A 21,023-nucleotide genomic window follows, 5' to 3' on the forward strand; every position below is an offset into this window, starting at 1 on the left:
TAAACTTACTTATCGTTGCCAACAGTGCTTTCGAGCCACTCTTTGAAATCAGCGCCGAGCGTGCTGTGACGTACGCCGTATTCGACGAAAGCCTGCATATAGCCCAGTTTGTTACCACAGTCATGGCTGATGCCTTTCAGGTGGTACGCTTCAACGGTTTCTTTGTCCATCAGCATTGCGATAGAGTCGGTCAGCTGGATTTCATCGCCCGCGCCTGGAGGCGTTTTCGCCAGCAGAGGCCAGATGTCAGCAGACAGAACGTAACGTCCCACTACCGCCAGGTTTGAAGGTGCTTTATCCGCTTTAGGTTTCTCAACAACACCTACCATCGGTGCGCTTTCGCCTTCTTTCAGCTCTGCACCCTGGCAGTCAACCACGCCGTAAGCAGTAACATCAGCAACAGGCTCAACCATGATCTGGCTGTGACCGGTTTCATCGAAGCGACGCATCATATCGGCCAGGTTATCTTTAGCCAGGTTTGATTCGTACTCATCAATGATGACGTCTGGCAGGATAACGGCTACAGGCTCGTTACCAACAACCGGGTAAGCACACATCACTGCGTGGCCCAGGCCTTTTGCCAGACCCTGACGCACCTGCATGATAGTCACATGCGGTGGACAGATAGACTGAATCTCTTCCAGCAGCTGGCGCTTAACGCGTTTTTCCAGCATCGCTTCCAGTTCAAAACTGGTATCGAAATGGTTTTCAATAGAGTTTTTAGATGAGTGCGTTACCAGCACAATCTCAGTGATACCCGCAGCGATACATTCGTTAACGACATACTGAATTAACGGCTTATCAACCAGTGGCAGCATCTCTTTAGGAATGGCTTTGGTAGCCGGCAACATACGCGTTCCCAGACCAGCAACAGGGATAACCGCTTTTTTTACTTTGGACTTATAGGCAGACATCTAAGTACCTCTCTTTAGGCCGTTCAAGTTATTACTTGATATGTCGAGTTAAAAAACGAAGTGAGTATATCAGTTGAATCGGGATGGAATTATCCTGGTTGAACCAATTCAGCGTAATTTAAGACAATTACCTAAGTGTAAAGCTTAATGCTGGCCCTGTCGCCGGGGCTCAGCGATTAAAGAGAGGTGAATTGATTACTCAGTAGACAACATCAGACGCAGCCTGCCGCCCGCGCCCCAAACCTGACACTGCCACGCATCGCCACGCTGGCTAATTTGATTAAGATGTGTACTCCCTAAAGTACCAAGAGGCACACCATTACTGAGCTGAATTTGGTGAGAATGAATATTTAACGTGGCGTTTAACCCTGCCGAAACCAGAATCAGGTTTTTTAGCCCCTGATGATAGTAACCGACCAATAAAGGAAACTGACCTTGCAAATTAGCCTGACGCAACAACAGATTGACCTGTTTTAACAGGCCATTTAATTCTGGCAGGCGGTGAGTTTGGCCAGATAATTGATCTTGCAGCAAACCATTAAATAATGCTCTTAACAGCAGGGCGGCAAGCACGCCGTTATCACCAGCTCTGGTGACATCCAGACAATAAAACGCCAGATCTTTTTCAGATAAGGGTGCAATATCCAGTACCAGACCTGGCTGCTCTGCCGTCGTCAGCTGGCGATAATTAATACGACAATTGGAAATAACCTGTTGTACCGGCGGCTGCAACTGCTTCAGAAGTTTCGCTGCGGCCTGCGGATCGCGTACCAGCGCATCCCAGTCCTGAAATAGCTGCTCATCCTCTTCCACCTTTGAGCTGAACATAGAAGGATAGAGACATTCATACACCGCCTCACGCAATCTGTTCAAATCTTTCAGCGGCTTCAACAGTACGTCCTGCACGCCAAAGCGCAGCACGTGAGCGATATCGGACATGTTCTCCGTGGCGGAAATAACCAGAATAGGAACGGCACAGCCTTTGCTGCGCAGATGCTCAACCAGCTCAATCCCGTTCATGCGGGGCATATCAAGGTCGCAGATCATCAGCTCAAAGTCTTGCTGATGCATTTTTTCGAGGGCGTCCACGCCGTCGTCTGCTAATGTCACCGTTGCGCCAAGCGCGCCCAGGAAATTATCCAGCAGAGAGCGGAAAACGACTTCGTCTTCAACGATCAGAATCTGTTTTCCACTTAATGGCTTCTCCATTATCCCCCCTTGTTCGCCAGATAAGACAATAGTGGCTCAAAATCGACAATTACGCATCTCGGATTTGGCTGAAGTGTTGTCATTTATCGCTCCGGCAATGAGTATTGACGAACCAACGGGAGTAATTCGTCCATTTTTTTCTCAACGGCCAGCTTGCCGGCTGCAATCGCTTCATCCGCCCGATGAAAATCCAGCGTCGAGATTTGAGGGCAAAGCGGTTGAATCAGCACATCAGGCGGATCGCCAGCCATCCGGTTGCGCTTCACCCGGTTTTCCAGCACCTGAATGGAGGTGGTCATAATTTCCATGGCACCGGGCGTTTGGTTCATTTTTCTGTGCGTGGCGCGTCCCAGCGTCTGCCGCAGCCTGCCTCGCCAGCTGTTATCCACGATGGCCTCATTATCTTCCGACTGTGGCGTGATGGAGAGCAGATTTTGCTGCATAAGATGCGCATCATGTTGCAGGTCAACGGCAATCACAATATCTGCGCCCAGCGCGCGGGTCAGTGAAATGGGAACAGGGTTAACCACCGCACCGTCTACCAGCCAGTACCCATTCCACTCAACGGGTGCCAGTAAACCGGGCATACTGCAGGAGGCACGCACCGCCTGATGTAAATCGCCTTCCGTCAGCCACAGCTCGCGTCCGGTGCTGAGGTTGGTTGTGACGGCGCCAAACGGTAAATCGCATTGTTCAATGGTTTCGTGATGCATTAAACGGCGGACATGGCTGAAAACACGCTCGCCGCGCAATAACCCGCCGCGACGCCAGGAGAAATCCATCAGTCGAATAACATCCCAATAGCTGAAAGCGCGAACCCATGAGGTGAGAACAGGCAGGCGATTACTGGCATAGGCGGCACCCACCAGTGCACCTACTGAACAACCCGCAACAACATCAACCTTGATACCGGCTCTTTCCAGCGCGTTAATTACGCCGATGTGAGCCCATCCTTTAGCGGCACCCGACCCCAGCGCCAGCCCAATCTTAACCTGTCTCATTCAACCTCTGGTGTTCGTTTAACTAACCAATGGCGCCATTATCGTCGCTCAGTTACCATGACGCCTAAACTCACTCAGCCCTTATGTATTATCCATGGAGTCAACGTGTCGGAACATTGCCCGTGCTGTAGCGGATTGGATTATAGCTTATGTTGCCAGCCCTATCTAAATGACGTGGCTATACCTGATTCACCACAGGCGCTAATGCGCTCACGCTATACTGCTTACGTTCGCAACAATACAGATTATTTAATCGCCACCTGGCATCCTTCCTGCGACCCGGCGCGTTTCCGCGACAGTCTGGAGCAGAGCTACAAAGGGACAACGTGGTTAAGTTTACATATTATTGAAGCCGAAACGCCAGCCGATGAGGGCGAAGGGTTTGTGACTTTCTTCGCCCGATTTTCTGAAAATCAGCAGAGAAGCTTTATCCACGAGCGTTCCCGCTTTCTTCAACTGGCGCAACGCTGGTACTATATTGACGGAACATTCCCTGAGACAGGGCGAAACGATCGGTGCCCTTGTGGCTCCGGAAAAAAATTCAAGAAATGCTGTGGCCAGTGACGGTCCCTTCATTAATTAATGAATTGCTTCGACAGGATTACCATCGCAATGCAAGCGCAAACACTGCAACGAAAAGTTTTAAGGACCATTTGCCCTGATGCTAAAGGTCTGATCGCAAAAATCACCAATATTTGTTACAAGCACGAGCTGAATATCGTGCAGAACAATGAGTTTGTTGATCACCGTACCGGGCGCTTCTTTATGCGTACCGAGCTGGAAGGCATTTTTAACGACACGACGCTGCTCGCCGATCTGGACAGCGCGCTGCCAGCCGGATCGTTCAGAGAGCTTAATTCCGCGGGCCGCCGCCGTATTGTTATTCTGGTCACGAAGGAAGCCCACTGCCTGGGCGACCTGCTGATGAAAAGCACCTACGGCGGGCTGGATGTAGAAATTGCGGCGGTGATTGGCAACCATGAAACGCTGCGCACGCTGGTAGAACGTTTTGACATCCCGTTTATTCTTGTCAGCCACGAAGGCCTGACTCGTGAAGAACACGATAACAATATGGCGGCGGAAATCGATCGCTACCAGCCGGACTACGTTGTTCTCGCAAAATATATGCGCGTCCTGACGCCGGCTTTCGTCCAGCGTTATCCTAACCAGATCATCAATATTCACCACTCATTCCTGCCAGCCTTTATTGGTGCACGTCCTTATCACCAGGCCTATGAGCGTGGCGTTAAGATCATTGGTGCAACGGCTCACTACGTGAATGATAATCTGGATGAAGGCCCGATCATTATGCAGGACGTGATCCACGTCGATCATACCTACACCGCTGAAGATATGATGCGTGCCGGCCGCGACGTTGAGAAAAATGCCCTTAGCCGTGCGCTTTATCAGGTTCTGGCGCAGCGCGTGTTCGTTTACGGCAATCGTACTATTATTCTGTAAGCCATTTCGACCGCCGTCTGTTGCTGCCAACTGTTGTTTTGTCTGACAAAACAACAGTTGGGGCAAAAAAACGGCAAACGGTGTTTTTTAGTGAATTTCGGGGTTTACAGCGTTCCGACATTTGGTATGATGCGCCCCGCTTTAACGAAGAACAGCAAGGCCAGTGGTGGGGTTCCCGAGCGGCCAAAGGGAGCAGACTGTAAATCTGCCGTCATCGACTTCGAAGGTTCGAATCCTTCCCCCACCACCATTAACATGATTCACTCTGTTAATAAGAGGCAGAATTTTTCAGCTTCCCCATGGGGAAGGACGAGAAACTTCGACCTCGAAGGTTTGACCCGAAGGGCACGGAACGCAGTGACGTGAATCCTTCCCTCGCAGTGCTGTTTACCAGACGCTACGAGTTTTAGTTCAGCATTACGCTTCCCCTGGTGGGGTTCCCGAGCGGCCAAAGGGAGCAGACTGTAAATCTGCCGTCATCGACTTCGAAGGTTCGAATCCTTCCCCCACCACCATTTCAGCGACACTCCGCACCAGTAAACCTTGTAAGCACTTTCATATTCCCCACGGGGATGGATGAGAAGCTTCGACCTCGAAGGTTTGACCCGCAGGGCACGGAACGCAGTGACGTGAATCCTTCCCCCACCACCATTTCAGCGACACTCCGCACCAGTAAACCTTGTAAGCACTTTCATATTCCCTATGGGGAAGGATGAGAAGCTTCGACCTCGAAGGTTTGACCCGCAGGGCACGGAACGCAGTGACGTGAATCCTTCCCGCACGGTAGTACCCTTTTCTGCACCATTTCAGCGACACTCCGCACCAGTAAACCTTGTAAGCACTTTCATATTCCCCACGGGGAAGGATGAGAAGCTTCGAGAAGGCTTGCCCCTCAAAAGATGACAGCTTAGGGGACCATCTGCTACCATTCCTCCCTCTTTTTTCTCGTAAACCGGCCCGCGTCATGAAATTTCTTTCTTTTAATATCAACGGGCTGCGTGCCCGCCCGCACCAGCTTGCAGCCATCGTCGAACAGCACCAGCCAGACGTTATCGGCCTGCAGGAAACCAAAGTCCACGACGATATGTTTCCGCTGGAAGAGGTTGCCAGCCTCGGCTACAACGTTTTTTATCACGGCCAAAAAGGCCACTATGGCGTTGCCCTGCTGACGAAAGAGCAGCCGGTGATGGTGCGCCGTGGTTTTCCGGGGGATGATGAGGATGCGCAGCGCCGCCTGATCATGGCTGATATCGCCAGCCCGATTGGCAATATCACCGTTATTAACGGCTATTTCCCTCAGGGAGAAAGCCGCGACCACCCCACTAAATTTCCGGCAAAAGAAAAATTCTACCGCGATCTGCAAAACTATCTTGAACAGGAACAGACACCGGCTAATCCTGTGCTGATTATGGGTGATATGAATATCAGCTCAACCGATCGGGATATTGGCATCGGTGAAGATAGCCGCAAACGCTGGCTGCGCACCGGGAAATGTTCTTTCCTGCCGGAAGAGCGGGAGTGGATGGATCGGTTAATGAACTGGGGACTGGTCGATACCTGGCGCGCACAGAACGGCGACGTCAATGACCGCTTCTCCTGGTTCGATTATCGCTCAAAAGGCTTTGATGATAACCGTGGCCTGCGTATCGATCTTCTGCTGGCAAGCCAGCCGCTGGCAGAGCGCTGTGTGGAGACCGGCATCGATTACGATATTCGCAGTATGGAAAAACCCTCCGATCATGCCCCGGTCTGGGCGAAGTTCACATTGTGATAACGATGCAGCCACGGATCGATGTTGTCGCCGCGCTGATTTACCGTCGTAGCAAGCTGCTGCTGGCGCAGCGTGGAGAAAATGGCGATCAGGCGGGTCTTTGGGAATTTCCGGGTGGCAAAGTAGAAGCCGGTGAAACCCAGCAGCAGGCGTTACAACGTGAGTTACGGGAAGAGTTGGCGATTGATGCGCGGATCGAGCGCTACATCGCCAGTGAAAGCCGCGAAGTCGGCGGGCGGATAATTCATCTGCATGGCTGGCTGGTTACTGATTTTAAGGGCGATCTTAAGCCGAGTTGTCATCAGGCGTTGGTATGGTGCCTGCCCACAGAGGCGCTAACCTACGATCTCGCGCCGGCGGACATCCCCCTGCTTCAGGCCTGGCTGCCCACAATCTGATCGCCATCCGGTCGGTTAAACTTAGCAAAGCTTAACCGACCAAACTATCCCGCGTTTACTTAACGGTTTGCCAGATCAGATTGTTGGTGCCGAAGGATTTTTCATCCCGCACGCACTGAAGCAGCACGCCTTCCATTTTCACTACCGAGCCTTCGGTATAGCTGCGGTTTTGATAACTACAGCAGCGCAGGCAGGGTGGCTGATTATTTTGCCCCTGAGTCCAGACCTCCGGTGGCATATCTACCACCACATCGGCGTTAGTATTGCCACTGCTGGTGCTCTCACGCTCGTCATCATAATCTCGGTTGCTATTATTGCGATAGCGCTGTCCGCTATCGTTTTCATAACCGCGACCGCTCTCGTTCACGCTGTTGGTGTTACCCGTGCTCAGATGCCATCCCTCACTTGCGGCGAGAATCGGCTGGCTGAACAGGATTGAACCTGCCAGGAGGAGTAGTGCACCTGCTTTCATCACTCAGTTTCCTTCGCTTTTGCCGGCTTGCGCCTGGGCTTTTTACGATTATCCGCCGCAGGAAGGCCACGAAAAGCGTGGGCAGCAGGCTGCTGTCTGGCCTGATAAATCAGGTTATGCAGCGTTTCCACCAGCGGCTGCATAAAGTCCTGGTAGCGGCACTGCTTCTCACTGATTTTCGTTAGCGTGGACTCCCAGTGGGCGGTCATATCCGGACGCGCTGCCATTTCTGGTAGCGAGTGGATCAGCGCTCGCCCGGCGGGACTGGCATGAATATAGCGCCCTTTCTTCACCAAAAAGGCGCGTTTGAACAGTAATTCAATAATCCCGGCGCGCGTAGCCTCTGTCCCTAAACCATCGGTCGCTCGCAGTACTTTCTTTAGATCTTTATCCTGAACAAAGCGTGCAATGCCGGTCATCGCCGATAAAATCGTGGCATCGGTAAACGGACGAGGCGGCTGAGTTTGTTTACTGACCACTTCTCCGCGTTCACAAAGCAGTTCGTCGTCTTTGGCGACTACCGGCAGCGGCGTGCCGTCATTGTCTTCATCACGTTCTTTACTGCCCAGCAGCGCGCGCCAGCCCGCTTCGGCAAGAAAACGGGCTTTAGCCACGAATTTCCCACCGGCAATATCCAGCTCAATAACGCATTTACGGTAAACCGCATCCGGGCAAAACTGCATCAGATACTGTGTGGCGATCAGCCGGTAAATATTGCTCTCATTTTCCGTCAGGCGGATTTTGCCACTGCGAGCCGTGGGAATAATGGCATGGTGCGCATCGACTTTTTTATCATCCCAGCAGCGGTTTTTACGATCGCTGTCGAAATCCGCCGGCGGCGTCAAATCGGGCTGATGTGAATTAATCGCGTTTAATACCGCATGACGCCCGGCGAAATGCTCATCCGGCAGATAACGGCTATCTGAACGCGGATAGGTAATCAGCTTATGGGTCTCATAAAGCTTTTGACAGGTATCCAGCACCATCTGCGCGCTGAGGCCAAAACGTTTGGCCGCCTCTATTTGCAACGTGGACAATGAAAAGGGCAAAGGCGCCGTGTCGTTCTCACGCTTGTCATTATAGCTTGTGACCCGTGCAGGCTGACCGCCAATACGCGCGACGACATGCTCGGCCAGCGAGCGCTTAAGTAACCGCCCTTCTTCGTCCTGATAAGGCTCACAGGCGTCGCTGGGCTGCCAGAGCGCCACGAAACGTTCCTCAGCAGGCGTGACGATATGCGCTTTCACTTCAAAGAAATCTTTAGGAATGAAGTTTTCAATTTCCTCATCACGACGCACGACCAGGCCCAGTACCGGCGTCTGGACCCGCCCGACCGAAAGCAGCCCGTCGTAACCGGCATTGCGTCCAAGAAGCGTGTAGGCACGGGTCATATTGATGCCGTACAGCCAGTCTGCGCGGGCGCGAGCCAGTGCGGATACGCACAGTGGAATAAACTCTCTGTTAGCACGCAGACGCCCTACGGCTCTTTCTACCGCCTGGGGATTGAGGTCGTTAATCAGGCAGCGCTGGACATTGCCGCGGATCTCAGCCGGAAGTTCCAGATAATCGAGCACTTCATCCACCAGCAGCTGGCCTTCGCGATCCGGGTCGCCTGCATGAATCACCTCGGTTGCCTGAGCAAGCAGGCCTTTGATCACGTTGAGCTGCTTAGCCACCGAGGGACGAGGCTGGAGCCGCCACTTTTCCGGCACGATAGGCAAATCAGCCAGCGACCAGCGTGCAAAGCGGCTGTTATAGCTGTCAGGCTGCGCCTGCTCCAGCAGATGGCCTACGCACCAGGTAACGACCTGATCGCTGCCACAGGCAATATACCCGTCTCCGCGACGATGCGGCTTGGGCAAGACATCCGCAATGGCGCGGGCAAGGCTGGGTTTTTCGGCAATAAACAAACGCATCCGGCAATCGCTTCCTTCAGGAGATAAATTCAGTCACGGCATGACTGGCGCAGGCGTGCGGCGTCATCACTCTGGCATCAGATGAGGTTTCGCGGCCGCAGCAAACGTTGCGACAGCAGGGCATCAGGTGAAAAGCATCATCGGTCATGGGCAACGCCTCTAAGAATTTACCGGTGTTATGGTAACGCTTTCGGCACGGCGGCGTAAGGCTCTCGCTGTCTGATAGCTCATTAACACGACAACAGAAGAGAGGGGATTTTGGCACACAGACGATTGCTGCACGTGAGGCATGGAGAACATGGGCCGGTAAGAAAGCGTCCTGGGCCATGGACGGCCCAGGCCGAGCTGGCAGGGATGCCGCCTTTTGCGTCTTTCTGGACGGCCCATGTTCTTCATGCAGGCACTGTGTCACCCATCTCAAGGCTGGAAATCGTTAACCCTGTAGAAGAAACAATCAGAAATAACGAACAAACGGAGCGGTATCCGGTGGCAGAAGGGTGGTGGAAGATTTGAGCTGTGGCGTGCCTAAATAGAGAAAGCCCACGATGGCGTCCTGTTCACGGCAGTTAAAGGCCTGACGTACGGCATGATGCTCGGTCCACGCGCCGCTGCGCCAGATGCCGTTAAAACCCTGCGCCTGAGCCGCCATCTGCATAGCCATCACTGCACAGCCTGCTGAAACGACCTGTTCCCAGCGCGGCACTTTATGATGCTCTTCACAGTGGGCCACTACCGTAATGATCATTGGCGCACGAAACGGCGACTTTTTCGCTTTTTCAATCGCCTTGTCTTCCATACGATCGTCACGGGCGGCAGATTCAAGCAGCTGACTGAAACGCTCGCGTCCTTCATCTTCAATAATAATAAAACGCCACGGCTGCAACGTGCCGTGATCGGGTGCGCGCATACCGGCGCGCAGAATATTTTCCAGTGCCTCGCCTTTAGGGGCTGGCTCACTTAAGCGCGATGCGGAGCGGCGATTTACCACCAAATCCAGTGCGTCCATAACTTCCTCCTGATAAACATTCTGTGCAGCTGAAACTAGCACAGGATGATGATTTGTTACAGCATTGCACTTTTTCCTGCTGACAATTCCCCCCCTGCTCTTTAGGATGTCTCCTGACTCACTGGGTTTGGCCTGCCTGTATGCCACAGGCGAGCTTTTTTATTGCGATTATGGAGAGAGTATGCGCACTTTAGGGCGAGCGATCGCGGGTATTTTTAAATGGGCCTGGCGCCTGCTGAATTTCGTCCGGGAATTTATCCTGAATCTGTTTCTGGTGGTGGTGATTGTGATTTGCCTGGCGGTTTACTTCCAGTTCAGCAAATCTTCCACGCCAGCAGAACCTCAAAAAGGCGCACTGATAGTCGACCTGAGTGGCACCGTGGTGGATAAACCTTCCGTGAGCAACAAGCTGAGCAAGCTTGGCCGTCAGCTGCTCGGAACCAGCAGCGACCGGCTGAAAGAGAATTCGCTTTTTGATGTGGTTGACGCTATCCGCCAGGCCAAAACCGATGCCAATATCACCGGCATGGTGCTGGACCTGCGTGACTTCGCCGGAGCCGATCAGCCGTCCCTGCAATATATTGGCAAAGCCTTGCGCGAATTCCGCGACAGCGGGAAGCAAATCTATGCCACTGGCGACAGCTACAGCCAGGCACAATATTATCTCGCCAGCTTTGCTAACAAAATTTATCTCTCCCCTCAGGGCACGGTGGATCTGCATGGCTTTGCAACTAACGGCCTCTACTATAAATCCTTGTTGGATAAGCTGAAGGTCAGTTCACACGTCTTCCGTGTTGGCACCTACAAATCAGCCGTAGAGCCTTTCCTGCGCGATGATATGTCGCCTGCCGCACGCGATGCCGACAGTCGCTGGATTGGCGAACTGTGGCAAAATTATCTGAATACCCTTGCCGCTAATCGTCAGATCACACCAGAACAGCTGTTCCCGGGCGCTCAGGGCGTGCTGGATGGCCTGAAGAAAACCGGTGGTGATACGGCACGCTATGCGAAAGACAACAGGCTGGTGGATGAACTGGCTTCCCGTTCGCTGGTCGATCAGCAGTTAAGCAAAGTGTTTGGCTGGGACAAAGAGGCGAACGATTATAAAGGCACCAGCATTTATGATTACCAGGTGAAAGACAACAGCACGCCAGATGGCAATATCGCCGTCGTGCTGGCCAACGGCGCGATTATGGATGGCGATGAAACGCCGGGTAACGTCGGCGGTGATACCACCGCGATGGAAATCCGTCAGGCACGCCTCGATCCTAAAGTGAAAGCAATTGTACTGCGCGTTAACAGCCCTGGCGGTAGCGTCACCGCGTCGGAGACCATTCGTGAAGAGCTGGCCGCCGCAAAAGAAGCGGGCAAGCCGGTAGTGGTCTCAATGGGCGGTATGGCAGCTTCCGGCGGCTACTGGATCTCCACGCCAGCAAGTTACATTATGGCCAGCCCGAATACGCTGACCGGCTCTATCGGCATCTTTGGCGTGATCAATACCGTAGAAAACTCACTGGATTCGATTGGGGTTCACACCGACGGCGTAGCCACTTCGCCGCTGGCTGACGTTTCTACCACCAAAGCCTTACCGACCGAAGTGCAGCAGCTGATGCAGATGAGCATCGAAAACGGCTATAAAAACTTCCTTGGCCTGGTGGCTGCCTCGCGCGGCAAAACGCCCGAACAGATCGATTCGATCGCTCAGGGCCATGTATGGACCGGAAGCGATGCGAAAAATAATGGGCTGGTCGATGCACTGGGCGACTTTGATGATGCGGTCGCTAAAGCTGCCGAACTGGCAAAATTGCCGCAGTGGCATTTACGCTGGTATCAGGACGATCCGAGCTTTGTTGACATGCTGTTCAGCCAGGTTGATGCCTCCGCCCGGGCGATGCTGCCGGAAGCGCTGAAGGTTTATCTGCCTGCGCCAATGATTGATGTCATGTCAGCGATGAAAGATCAGCCCGGGTTGTTTGATAACCTCAACGACCCGCAAAACCGCTATGCGATCTGTCTGACCTGTGGTCAGGTAAAATAACAGTATTGCAGCCCTTAACCGGGCTGCATTTTTCAAATACCGCGTTTATTGAGTTAACCATGCAAAAGAAATCCATTTACGTCGCCTATACCGGCGGTACCATTGGCATGCAGCGTTCCGAACATGGCTATGTGCCGGTTTCCGGGCATCTGCAAACCCAGCTGGCTAACATGCCGGAATTCCACCGTGCCGATATGCCCGATTTCACCATCCATGAATATCAGCCGCTGATGGACTCCTCGGATATGACTCCGCAGGACTGGCAAACGATTGCGAACGATATCCGGGATAACTATGACGACTACGACGGTTTTGTGATCCTCCATGGCACTGACACCATGGCATTTACCGCCTCGGCGCTTTCGTTTATGTTAGAAAATCTCTCCAAGCCGGTTATTGTGACAGGGTCACAAATCCCCCTGGCCGAACTGCGCTCAGACGGCCAGCAGAATTTATTGAATTCGCTGTACGTCGCGGCGAACTATCCGATCAACGAAGTCGGACTGTTTTTTAATAACACGCTCTATCGCGGAAACCGCACGACCAAAGCCCATGCCGATGGCTTTAATGCTTTCGCCTCCCCTAACCTGTCGCCACTGCTGGAAGCGGGCATTCATATTCGCCGTCTGAATACGCCACCCGCGCCGGCGGGAACGGGCGATCTGGTGGTGCGTTCAATCACTCCGCAGCCTGTCGGTGTGGTCACTATCTATCCGGGTATCTCCTCGGATGTCGTGAGCAACTTCCTGCTGCAACCGGTTAAGGCGCTGATCCTGCGATCTTACGGCGTCGGCAATGCGCCGCAAAACCCCGCCTTCCTGAAAGAGCTACAGGAAGCGACTAACCGCGGCATCGTGGTGGTGAATCTGACGCAGTGTATGTCGGGTAAAGTGAATATGGGCGGCTATGCCACCGGCAACGCGCTGGCGCTGGCAGGCGTAATCAGCGGCTACGATTTGACGGTAGAAGCGACGCTGACCAAGCTGCACTACCTGCTTAGCCAGAATCTGCCCAGTGATGAGATACGCCGCCTGATGCAGGTCAACCTGCGCGGTGAGCTGACGCCAGACGAAAAGTGAGATGCTGAATGACCACACAGCAGGCCCTGATCCTGATCGATTTGCAGAATGATTTCTGCCCCGGCGGCGCGCTGGCGGTTAACGAAGGCGATGACGTTATCGCAGTGGCTAACCAGTACGCCGCAGCGTTTCATCAACGGGGCCAGCCGGTGGTCGCTACGCTGGACTGGCATCCGGCCAGCCATGGCAGCTTTGCCTCAAATGCAGGCGAGGCGCCGTGGAGTCTGGGTGAGCTGGACGGGCTGCCGCAGGTGTGGTGGCCAGATCACTGTATCCAGCACAGTGCTGGCGCGGCACTGCATCCTGCGCTTGAACAGCGCTATCTGAGTGCTCAGATCTGTAAAGGTCAGCAGCCGCAGATTGACAGCTACAGCGCCTTTTACGATAACGGTCATCGGTATCAGACCGCGCTGGACAGCTGGCTGAAAGCGCGCGGCGTCACGGCGCTAACCATAATGGGTCTGGCGACGGATTATTGCGTGAAGTACAGCGTGCTCGACGCGCTTGAACTGGGCTATAGCGTGACGGTGATTACGGCAGGCTGTCGCGGCGTGGAACTGTCACCGGGCGACGCTCAGCAAGCGCTGAATGACATGGCCGCTAAAGGCGCGGTAATTTTATAATTTGGGATGGCAAGCTGAACGGATCGTCAGCAAAAGATCCGTTCAGTTATTCCTCCAGGAATAATTTATTGCAGCGTGATTTGGGTGACATCGTCGTCGCCGATACCAAACTCTTCCTTCAGCTGCTTTTTGCTTTTCATCACCATCTCGCCGCCCTTGCCCACGCTCATATGTTGAGGTTCGTCGTTATGGCGCGCCTGCCAAAGCATGACAAGTTGCAGGCTGTTCTCTTTCTGCTCGGGCGTCAGCGCGACGCCGTCCGCCCATTTTCCCGTTTCAACCGCGGTGGCCAGACGCTGATAGACCTCAGGCGTCATCGCTGCAATCATCTCATCCAGCTCCATAACAGCTATCCTTTAATATTGTTGCCATCATCATCGGTGAAGCTTAACGAGGCAGAGTTAACGCAGTAGCGTTCACCGGACGGCTGAGGGCCATCGGGAAACACATGGCCAAGATGCGCATCGCATTTGCCGCAGCGAATTTCGATCCGCTGCATACCGTGCGAATCATCTTCAATATAGCGAATAGAATCATCGTGATAAGGCTGATAAAAGCTCGGCCAGCCGCAGCCGGAGTCATACTTTGTTTCGGAAAGAAACAGCGGAGAGTTGCAGACCAGGCAATGATAAATGCCTTCGTCTTTGTTGTGCAGCAGCTTGCCCGTGTAAGGCGGTTCTGTGCCACGCTGCTGGGTCACGTAGCGCTGCATCTCGTTTAAATCCGTTTCTGGATTCAGGGGCGTCGGGTGATTAGCCATATTAAGGGTCTCTGGCGAAGTGGATCACAAATTATCGGCTAACATTCTAACAAAGACTTAACAACATCAGGGGATTTTTTCCCTCTCAGTGTTGTCTTAAAGTGCTCCAAAGGTGAATTTGTGATTGAGATCACCCTTTGCATCTAACAGCCCTTTATATTCGGGCCGGAAGGCCCAACATAGGGGGAAGAAGTGAGTCAGGAAAGTCGCTTTTTACAAATTATTCCTGCATCAGGGTTTGATTTGTCGCAACTATTGAAGCGATTCCGCTTGACGCCTGGTAAGGTTTTTGTAATTTTACAGTCAACCTTTTATTCACTAACAACAGCTGGTGGAATATATGACTATCAAAGTAGGTATCAACGGTTTTGGCCGTATCGGTCGCATCGTTTTCCGTGCTGCTCAGCAGCGTTCTGACGTAGAAATCGTTGGTATCAACGATCTGCTGGACGCCGAGTACATGGCTTACATGCTGAAATATGACTCTACTCACGGTCGTTTCGACGGCACCGTGGAAGTCAAAGACGGCCACCTGGTTGTTAATGGCAAAACCATCCGTGTTACCTCTGAGCGCGATCCGGCTAACCTGAAGTGGAACGAAATCGGTGTTGATGTGGTAGCAGAAGCAACCGGTATCTTCCTGACCGACGAAACCGCTCGTAAACACATCGAAGCTGGCGCGAAGAAAGTTGTGCTGACTGGCCCGTCTAAAGATGACACCCCAATGTTCGTCATGGGCGTTAACCACAAAGCTTACGCAGGTCAGGAAATCGTTTCTAACGCTTCCTGTACCACCAACTGCCTGGCACCGCTGGCTAAAGTGATCAACGACAAGTTCGGTATTGTTGAAGCGCTGATGACCACTGTTCACGCCACCACCGCGACGCAGAAAACCGTTGATGGCCCGTCTCACAAAGACTGGCGCGGCGGCCGCGGCGCATCTCAGAACATCATCCCTTCTTCTACCGGCGCCGCTAAAGCCGTAGGTAAAGTGATCCCTGAGCTGAACGGTAAACTGACCGGTATGGCGTTCCGCGTTCCTACCCCTAACGTTTCTGTTGTTGACCTGACTGCACGTCTGGCTAAGCCTGCTTCTTACAAAGAAATTTGTGAAGCAATCAAAGCCGCTGCTGAAGGCGAAATGAAAGGCGTTCTGGGTTATACCGAAGACGAAGTGGTTTCTACCGATTTCAACGGCGAAACGCTGACTTCTATCTTTGATGCGAAAGCAGGTATCGCACTGAGCGACACTTTTGTGAAACTGGTTTCCTGGTACGATAACGAAACCGGCTACTCAAACAAAGTACTGGATCTGATTTCTCACATCGCTAAATAAGCGAGTGGATCTATCCTGAGGGCGACTGCGGTCGCCCTTTTTTTTTGCTCAACAACAGGTCATCTGATGAACGAAAAACTCTTTTCGCTTCCCGTAATTGAACAGATTACCCCTTACATTTCGCAACGTAAGATGGGTGAGCTACCCGTAGTGACGATCGTCCATCCAAAAGTACGCGCAGCGGTAACGTTGCAGGGCGCACAGCTGGTGGCATGGCAGCCCAGCGGCGAAAAACCGGTGATCTGGCTCAGTGAAAAAACCGCCTGGACGCCAGGCAAAGCGATTCGTGGCGGCGTGCCCATCTGCTGGCCATGGTTTGGTCCGGCAGGCGAACCGGCCCACGGCTTTGCCCGCAGTCTTCCCTGGACCTTATCAGCACACGATGAGAACGAAGAGAGCGTAGTACTGACGCTGACGCTGAAAAGCAATGAGCAGACCAAAAAGCTCTGGCCGCATGATTTCACGCTGTTTGCCCGTTTCCGCTTCAGCGACCGCTGCGATATCGAACTGGAAGCGCATGGTGACTTTGAAGCAACGGCCGCGCTACACAGCTATTTTGCGGTAGAAAACATTGCGGGCGTAGAAGTCAGCGGGCTTGGCTCAGGCTTTATTGATAAGGTCAACGATGGGGCGGTAAATACCTCAGCAACCGGCAAGCAAACTTACCCCGATCGCATTGATCGTATTTATACCCAGCCGGAAGATTGCAGCGTGATTACCGACACGGCCGGCAAGCGAACGATTGAAATTTATCATCATTATCACAGTGATGTAGTGACCTGGAATCCAGGGCCGGAACTCTCGTGCAGCATGGGCGATATGGCAAACGAAGGCTTCAAGACGATGGTCTGCGTTGAAACCGCCCACGTTTCATCACCGATGGTCAGTGCAGGCGAATCCCCTGCCCGTCTGGCAACCACCTTCCGGGTGCGTAAAACGGCTTAAAACGTGACTCAGGCGGGCTGACGGCCCGCCTGTTAGTCAGTGCGCTACACCACATCCAGAGGCATTTTACCCGTCGGAGGAGGAAAAGCCTGATTGATGGACGCCAGCTCATCGCTACTGAGCGTTATGTCCAGCGCTGCCGCATTTTCCCGGACGTGTTGCAGTGACCCCGCCTTGGGAATGGCAATCACCCCTTCCTTACGGATAACCCACGCCAGCAGCAGCTGAGCAACACTAATGCCCTTTTGTTGTGCAATCTGATTAAGTAACGGATGAGACATCAGGTCGTGCCGCAACCTCCCGGCCTGCGCCAGGGGGCAGTAGGCCATTAGCGGAATGTTTCTCTGCTGACAGTCGGGGAGTAAATCATATTCAATGCCGCGTGAGGCAAGGTGATAAAGCACCTGATTAGCCGCACAGTTTGCGCCCTCCTCTTCTGCCAGTAATTCGTTCAGGTCATCACTGTCAAAGTTAGAGACGCCCCAGCGCAGGATCTTACCGGCACGGCGCAACGTTTCCATGGCGGCAATGGTTTCCTGTAGCGGAACATTCCCCCGCCAGTGCAGAAGATAGAGATCGAGATACTCTGTTTGCAGCCGACGCAGGCTGCGTTCACAGGCTTCTACGGCATCGACTGCGCCTGCGTTCCACGGGTAAACTTTCGATACGAGAAAGGCCTGCTCACGCCTTCCCTTCAAGGCCTCGCCCGCCACCTCTTCCGCTCCGCCATCGGCATACATTTCTGCGGTGTCTATAAGCGTCAGTCCACTGTCCAGACCGCAGCGCAGCGCATCGACTTCCTGCCTGCGCTGAGCGGCGTTTTCGCCCATATACCAGGTCCCCTGGCCAATAGCGGGCAGTACTTTATGATCAGAAAAAATCACGGATTTTGACATTAAGCCCTCCTGCACTGTTTCAGATCGCCCAAATTATGCAAAAGGGCGCGAAGCGCCCTTAATAAGTGCATAACGTTAAATCAGAAGGTGTAGCTGATCCCGGTCCAGATTGTGACCTGGGAATCGTTATCCACCATCGGACTGTCTTTCACTTCGCTCCCCAGGCGCGTGTATCGGCCTGAGAAAGTAGCGTTCCACTGCTGGTTGATAGCCCACGCTGCCGTCAGTTCAAGATACGGGTTCCAGCTGTCGTCAGCATCGTAGCTGCTCAGTCCGCTACGGCGGGATTCGCTTTTTGATACGCCATAGTAATAGTCGTTCTGGTTTTCGCTGCTGTAGAGCGCACCGATACCCGGCGTAAGGCTAAACTGGCCAAACTGGAAGCGATAAAGCCAGGCCAAATCCCAGATGTAACCATCGCTGTTATCCAGCATGTCAGCCGCCAGCACGGTACGGATAATCCCCCAGTCCGCCACATGCCGATAAGCCAGACCGCCCATCATCGTCATATGACGTTTATCCAACGATTTCAGCTGTTTGTCGCTGGTATCGTCCGGATCGAAATTTTGTGGTGAGCCTAATACCGTCAGAGAAAGCTGATCCTGAGGGTCTTTCCACAGGTAATAACCCGCCTGCAGGCTGTGCAGATAAAAACTATCGCCATCATAATTAATAATTGGAAACGGGTAATAACGATCCTGGCCACTTTTATAAGGGCTTTGGCTGTAAATGACTGAAGCACCAACGGTTAATGGATTGGCTTGCGCCATCGCAGCGGAAAAACCGAGAGGCAATAACACGGCAAGCGCGCTAAATTTGAAATGGTTCACAATTTATTCGTTCCATAAATATAACAATCAGGACAGGCAGTTTATCAGCATGATGGCGTTTGGTTAAAATTTTACATCACCCGCAGCACGCAGAATCAACTTCCCGAATTCAGCGACGCAGCAATTGCGCTGTCTTATTTACAAAATCCATGCAGCCCGCATTCCACAAGGTCATCGCTTAGATGTTTTATGACTTTGTTATTGAAATTGCATTGAAAAAGAGAAGAGGTTCAGGAAATTTCTTAAATGCCAACTAAGCTTTAATGTAAGACGCTAAGTTTGAAGAGCAGAGTAACCATAAGTTTTGTGTATCCCGATAAAAAACGTCAGGTTGGCATGAGGGTTGCTGTACTCACTATAAGTTCCTTCAGGGGCTGTCACTGATTAGGCTCCTGGTACCTGTGCTAAAAATGAAAGGACGGGCATCGCTATGAATATATTCGATCACTATCGTCAGCGTTATGAAGCTGCCAAGGACGAAGAGTTCACATTGCAGGAATTTCTTACCGTTTGTCGGCAAGATCGCAGTGCATACGCCAACGCGGCAGAGAGACTATTAATGGCTATTGGTGAGCCTGTAATGGTCGATACTGCTTTGGAGCCACGCCTTTCCCGACTTTTCTCCAATCGTGTTATTGCGCGTTACCCCGCCTTCGAGGAGTTTTACGGCATGGAAGAAGCGATTGAACAAATCGTCTCTTACCTCAAACATGCTGCTCAGGGTCTGGAGGAGAAAAAGCAGATACTGTATCTGCTGGGGCCGGTCGGTGGGGGTAAATCTTCCCTCGCTGAACGACTGAAATCCTTAATGCAGCGCGTACCTATTTACGTACTTAGCGCTGATGGCGAACGCAGCCCGGTGAACGATCACCCGCTGTGCCTGTTCAATCCTCAGGAAGATGCCAACATCCTTGAGAAAGAGTACGGTGTGCCACGCCGCTATCTTGGCACCATCATGTCACCCTGGGCGGCGAAGCGTCTGCACGACTTTGGCGGCGATATCTCACGCTTTAAAGTGGTGAAAGTCTGGCCTTCCATTCTCGAACAGCTTGCTATTGCTAAAACCGAACCGGGCGATGAAAACAACCAGGATATTTCAGCGCTGGTCGGTAAAGTGGATATCCGTAAACTGGAAAACCACGCGCAAAACGATCCGGATGCCTATGGCTACTCCGGCGCACTGTGCCGCGCCAACCAGGGGATTATGGAATTCGTTGAGATGTTTAAAGCACCTATTAAAGTGCTGCATCCTCTGCTTACCGCCACCCAGGAAGGGAACTACAACGGGACGGAAGGGATTTCTGCCCTGCCGTTTAACGGCATCATCCTGGCTCACTCCAACGAATCAGAATGGGTAACTTTCCGTAATAACAAAAACAATGAGGCGTTCCTTGACCGCGTGTATATCGTCAAGGTGCCTTACTGTCTGCGCGTGTCGGAAGAGATCAAAATCTACGACAAGCTGCTTGATCACAGTGAACTGACCCATGCGCCTTGTGCACCGGGTACGCTGGAGACGCTGGCACGTTTCTCCATTCTGTCGCGTCTGAAAGAGCCGGAAAACTCCAGCACCTACTCCAAAATGCGGGTCTACGACGGTGAAAGCCTGAAAGATACCGATCCTAAAGCCAAGTCCTATCAGGAATATCGGGATTATGCGGGCGTGGATGAGGGGATGAACGGCCTTTCAACGCGTTTTGCCTTTAAAATCTTGTCGCGCGTATTTAACTTCGATCACGCCGAAGTGGCGGCTAACCCGGTACACCTTTTCTACGTGCTGGAACAGCAGATTGAACGCGAACAGTTCCCGCAGGATTTAGCAGAGAAGTACCTTGAGCACTTGAAAGGCTATCTGATCCCGAAATATGCCGAATTTATTGGCAAAGAGATTCAGACCGCCTATCTGGAATCTTATTCTGAGTACGGCCAGAACATTTTTGATCGCTACGTCACTTATGCTGACTTCTGGATTCAGGATCAGGAATATCGCGATCCGGATACTGGCCAGCTGTTTGACCGCGAATCGCTGAATGCGGAACTGGAAAAAATTGAGAAGCCTGCCGGGATCAGCAACCCGAAAGACTTCCGTAATGAAATCGTCAACTTTGTGCTGCGCGCCCGGGCTCATAACAGCGGCCGCAATCCGAACTGGACCAGTTACGAAAAACTGCGCACGGTGATTGAGAAGAAAATGTTCTCAAATACCGAAGAGCTGCTGCCAGTCATTTCGTTCAACGCCAAAACGTCCACTGACGAGCAGAAAAAGCATGATGATTTTGTCGACCGTATGATGGAAAAAGGCTATACCCGCAAGCAGGTTCGCCTGCTGTGTGAATGGTATCTGCGAGTCAGAAAGTCCTCCTGATAT

Annotated in this window: 20 protein-coding genes, 2 tRNA genes, 1 other RNA gene and 1 pseudogene; 13 read left to right on the forward strand and 11 right to left on the reverse strand. The window is 52.6% G+C overall.

Translation table 11 applies throughout. From position 1 onward, the window contains the following. Positions 1-5: 5 nt before the first annotated feature. From galU to rssA, 3 genes are all read right to left on the reverse strand, one after another. Positions 6-914 (reverse strand): UTP--glucose-1-phosphate uridylyltransferase GalU, encoded by a 909-nt coding sequence (galU, locus tag AAGQ96_RS11595; RefSeq protein WP_147198246.1) that lies wholly within the window; start codon positions 912-914, stop codon positions 6-8. A gap of 195 nt (positions 915-1,109) precedes the next feature. Further along, positions 1,110-2,123: a two-component system response regulator RssB gene (rssB, locus tag AAGQ96_RS11600; protein ID WP_147198248.1), complete on the reverse strand. Its 1,014-nt coding sequence runs from the start codon at positions 2,121-2,123 to the stop codon at positions 1,110-1,112. Positions 2,124-2,206: 83 nt separating this feature from the next. Beyond that, entirely contained in the window at positions 2,207-3,124 is a 918-nt protein-coding gene (gene rssA / locus AAGQ96_RS11605) for a patatin-like phospholipase RssA (RefSeq protein ID WP_342753613.1), read from the reverse strand. A gap of 105 nt (positions 3,125-3,229) precedes the next feature. Between rssA and AAGQ96_RS11610 the strand changes: the two genes are divergently transcribed. The 7 genes from AAGQ96_RS11610 (at position 3,230) to AAGQ96_RS11640 (ending at position 6,754) form a co-directional block, all read left to right on the forward strand. Continuing rightward, positions 3,230-3,688: a YchJ family protein gene (locus AAGQ96_RS11610; RefSeq protein WP_342753614.1), complete on the forward strand. Its 459-nt coding sequence runs from the start codon at positions 3,230-3,232 to the stop codon at positions 3,686-3,688. Positions 3,689-3,736: 48 nt separating this feature from the next. Continuing rightward, the gene (gene purU / locus AAGQ96_RS11615; protein WP_147198252.1) at positions 3,737-4,585 is read left to right on the forward strand and encodes a formyltetrahydrofolate deformylase; all 849 of its coding nucleotides are present in this window, start codon (positions 3,737-3,739) and stop codon (positions 4,583-4,585) included. 165 nt (positions 4,586-4,750) lie between these two features. Next, a tRNA-Tyr gene (locus tag AAGQ96_RS11620) sits at positions 4,751-4,835 on the forward strand. A 180-nt stretch (positions 4,836-5,015) separates the two neighbouring features. Further along, positions 5,016-5,100: transfer RNA gene (locus AAGQ96_RS11625), tRNA-Tyr, on the forward strand. Between the two features lie 40 nt (positions 5,101-5,140). Then, positions 5,141-5,236: non-coding RNA, RtT sRNA (locus tag AAGQ96_RS11630), on the forward strand. A 313-nt stretch (positions 5,237-5,549) separates the two neighbouring features. Beyond that, complete coding sequence (xthA, locus tag AAGQ96_RS11635; protein WP_147198254.1) at positions 5,550-6,356, forward strand: exodeoxyribonuclease III; 807 nt, start codon at positions 5,550-5,552, stop codon at positions 6,354-6,356. A 5-nt stretch (positions 6,357-6,361) separates the two neighbouring features. Then, entirely contained in the window at positions 6,362-6,754 is a 393-nt protein-coding gene (locus AAGQ96_RS11640) for a pyrimidine (deoxy)nucleoside triphosphate diphosphatase (protein WP_342753615.1), read from the forward strand. A 55-nt stretch (positions 6,755-6,809) separates the two neighbouring features. Here the strand turns inward: AAGQ96_RS11640 and AAGQ96_RS11645 are convergent. The 4 genes and pseudogenes from AAGQ96_RS11645 to AAGQ96_RS11660 form a co-directional block, all read right to left on the reverse strand. Next, positions 6,810-7,028 (reverse strand): annotated as a pseudogene (locus tag AAGQ96_RS11645) (DUF1496 domain-containing protein); the annotation flags it as partial. A gap of 197 nt (positions 7,029-7,225) precedes the next feature. Then, a complete protein-coding gene (locus AAGQ96_RS11650; RefSeq protein WP_147198257.1) occupies positions 7,226-9,142 on the reverse strand; it encodes a DNA topoisomerase III in 1,917 nt (638 codons plus the stop codon). A 16-nt stretch (positions 9,143-9,158) separates the two neighbouring features. Beyond that, on the reverse strand, positions 9,159-9,290 hold the full coding sequence (locus tag AAGQ96_RS11655) for a hypothetical protein (protein ID WP_256377166.1): 132 nt from the start codon (positions 9,288-9,290) through the stop codon (positions 9,159-9,161). A gap of 306 nt (positions 9,291-9,596) precedes the next feature. Continuing rightward, positions 9,597-10,148, reverse strand: a complete 552-nt coding sequence (locus tag AAGQ96_RS11660; protein WP_342753616.1) for an NAD(P)H nitroreductase — start codon at positions 10,146-10,148, stop codon at positions 9,597-9,599. 181 nt (positions 10,149-10,329) lie between these two features. Here AAGQ96_RS11660 and sppA point away from each other — a divergent pair, with 181 nt between their 5' ends. The 3 genes from sppA to pncA are packed head-to-tail and all read left to right on the forward strand — an operon-like array spanning position 10,330 to position 13,888. Further along, positions 10,330-12,186, forward strand: coding sequence for a signal peptide peptidase SppA (sppA, locus tag AAGQ96_RS11665; RefSeq protein WP_342753617.1), 1,857 nt, complete (start codon positions 10,330-10,332; stop codon positions 12,184-12,186). Positions 12,187-12,245: 59 nt separating this feature from the next. Continuing rightward, positions 12,246-13,265: an asparaginase gene (gene ansA / locus AAGQ96_RS11670; protein ID WP_342753618.1), complete on the forward strand. Its 1,020-nt coding sequence runs from the start codon at positions 12,246-12,248 to the stop codon at positions 13,263-13,265. Between the two features lie 8 nt (positions 13,266-13,273). Continuing rightward, on the forward strand, positions 13,274-13,888 hold the full coding sequence (pncA, locus tag AAGQ96_RS11675; RefSeq protein ID WP_147198265.1) for a bifunctional nicotinamidase/pyrazinamidase: 615 nt from the start codon (positions 13,274-13,276) through the stop codon (positions 13,886-13,888). A 65-nt stretch (positions 13,889-13,953) separates the two neighbouring features. Here the strand turns inward: pncA and AAGQ96_RS11680 are convergent, their stop codons facing one another. Beyond that, positions 13,954-14,232 (reverse strand): DUF1315 family protein, encoded by a 279-nt coding sequence (locus AAGQ96_RS11680; protein WP_147198267.1) that lies wholly within the window; start codon positions 14,230-14,232, stop codon positions 13,954-13,956. A 5-nt stretch (positions 14,233-14,237) separates the two neighbouring features. Beyond that, positions 14,238-14,648 carry a peptide-methionine (R)-S-oxide reductase MsrB gene (gene msrB / locus AAGQ96_RS11685; protein ID WP_147198269.1) on the reverse strand — a complete coding sequence of 137 codons (411 nt, stop codon included), beginning with the start codon at positions 14,646-14,648 and terminating at the stop codon, positions 14,238-14,240. Positions 14,649-14,988: 340 nt separating this feature from the next. Here msrB and gapA point away from each other — a divergent pair, with 340 nt between their 5' ends. Next, positions 14,989-15,984, forward strand: coding sequence for a glyceraldehyde-3-phosphate dehydrogenase (gene gapA / locus AAGQ96_RS11690; RefSeq protein ID WP_168199624.1), 996 nt, complete (start codon positions 14,989-14,991; stop codon positions 15,982-15,984). A gap of 66 nt (positions 15,985-16,050) precedes the next feature. After that, positions 16,051-16,929: a D-hexose-6-phosphate mutarotase gene (locus tag AAGQ96_RS11695; RefSeq protein WP_342753619.1), complete on the forward strand. Its 879-nt coding sequence runs from the start codon at positions 16,051-16,053 to the stop codon at positions 16,927-16,929. 44 nt (positions 16,930-16,973) lie between these two features. Here the strand turns inward: AAGQ96_RS11695 and AAGQ96_RS11700 are convergent, their stop codons facing one another. Continuing rightward, entirely contained in the window at positions 16,974-17,825 is an 852-nt protein-coding gene (locus AAGQ96_RS11700; protein ID WP_342753620.1) for an aldo/keto reductase, read from the reverse strand. Between the two features lie 80 nt (positions 17,826-17,905). Next, entirely contained in the window at positions 17,906-18,655 is a 750-nt protein-coding gene (locus AAGQ96_RS11705) for a MipA/OmpV family protein (RefSeq protein ID WP_342753621.1), read from the reverse strand. Positions 18,656-19,085: 430 nt separating this feature from the next. Here AAGQ96_RS11705 and yeaG point away from each other — a divergent pair, with 430 nt between their 5' ends. Next, a complete protein-coding gene (yeaG, locus tag AAGQ96_RS11710) occupies positions 19,086-21,020 on the forward strand; it encodes a protein kinase YeaG (RefSeq protein ID WP_147198279.1) in 1,935 nt (644 codons plus the stop codon). The last annotated feature ends 3 nt before the right edge of the window (positions 21,021-21,023 follow it).

The sequence above is a fragment of the Pantoea sp. MBD-2R genome, from assembly GCF_039134845.1.
Classification (GTDB): domain Bacteria; phylum Pseudomonadota; class Gammaproteobacteria; order Enterobacterales; family Enterobacteriaceae; genus Erwinia.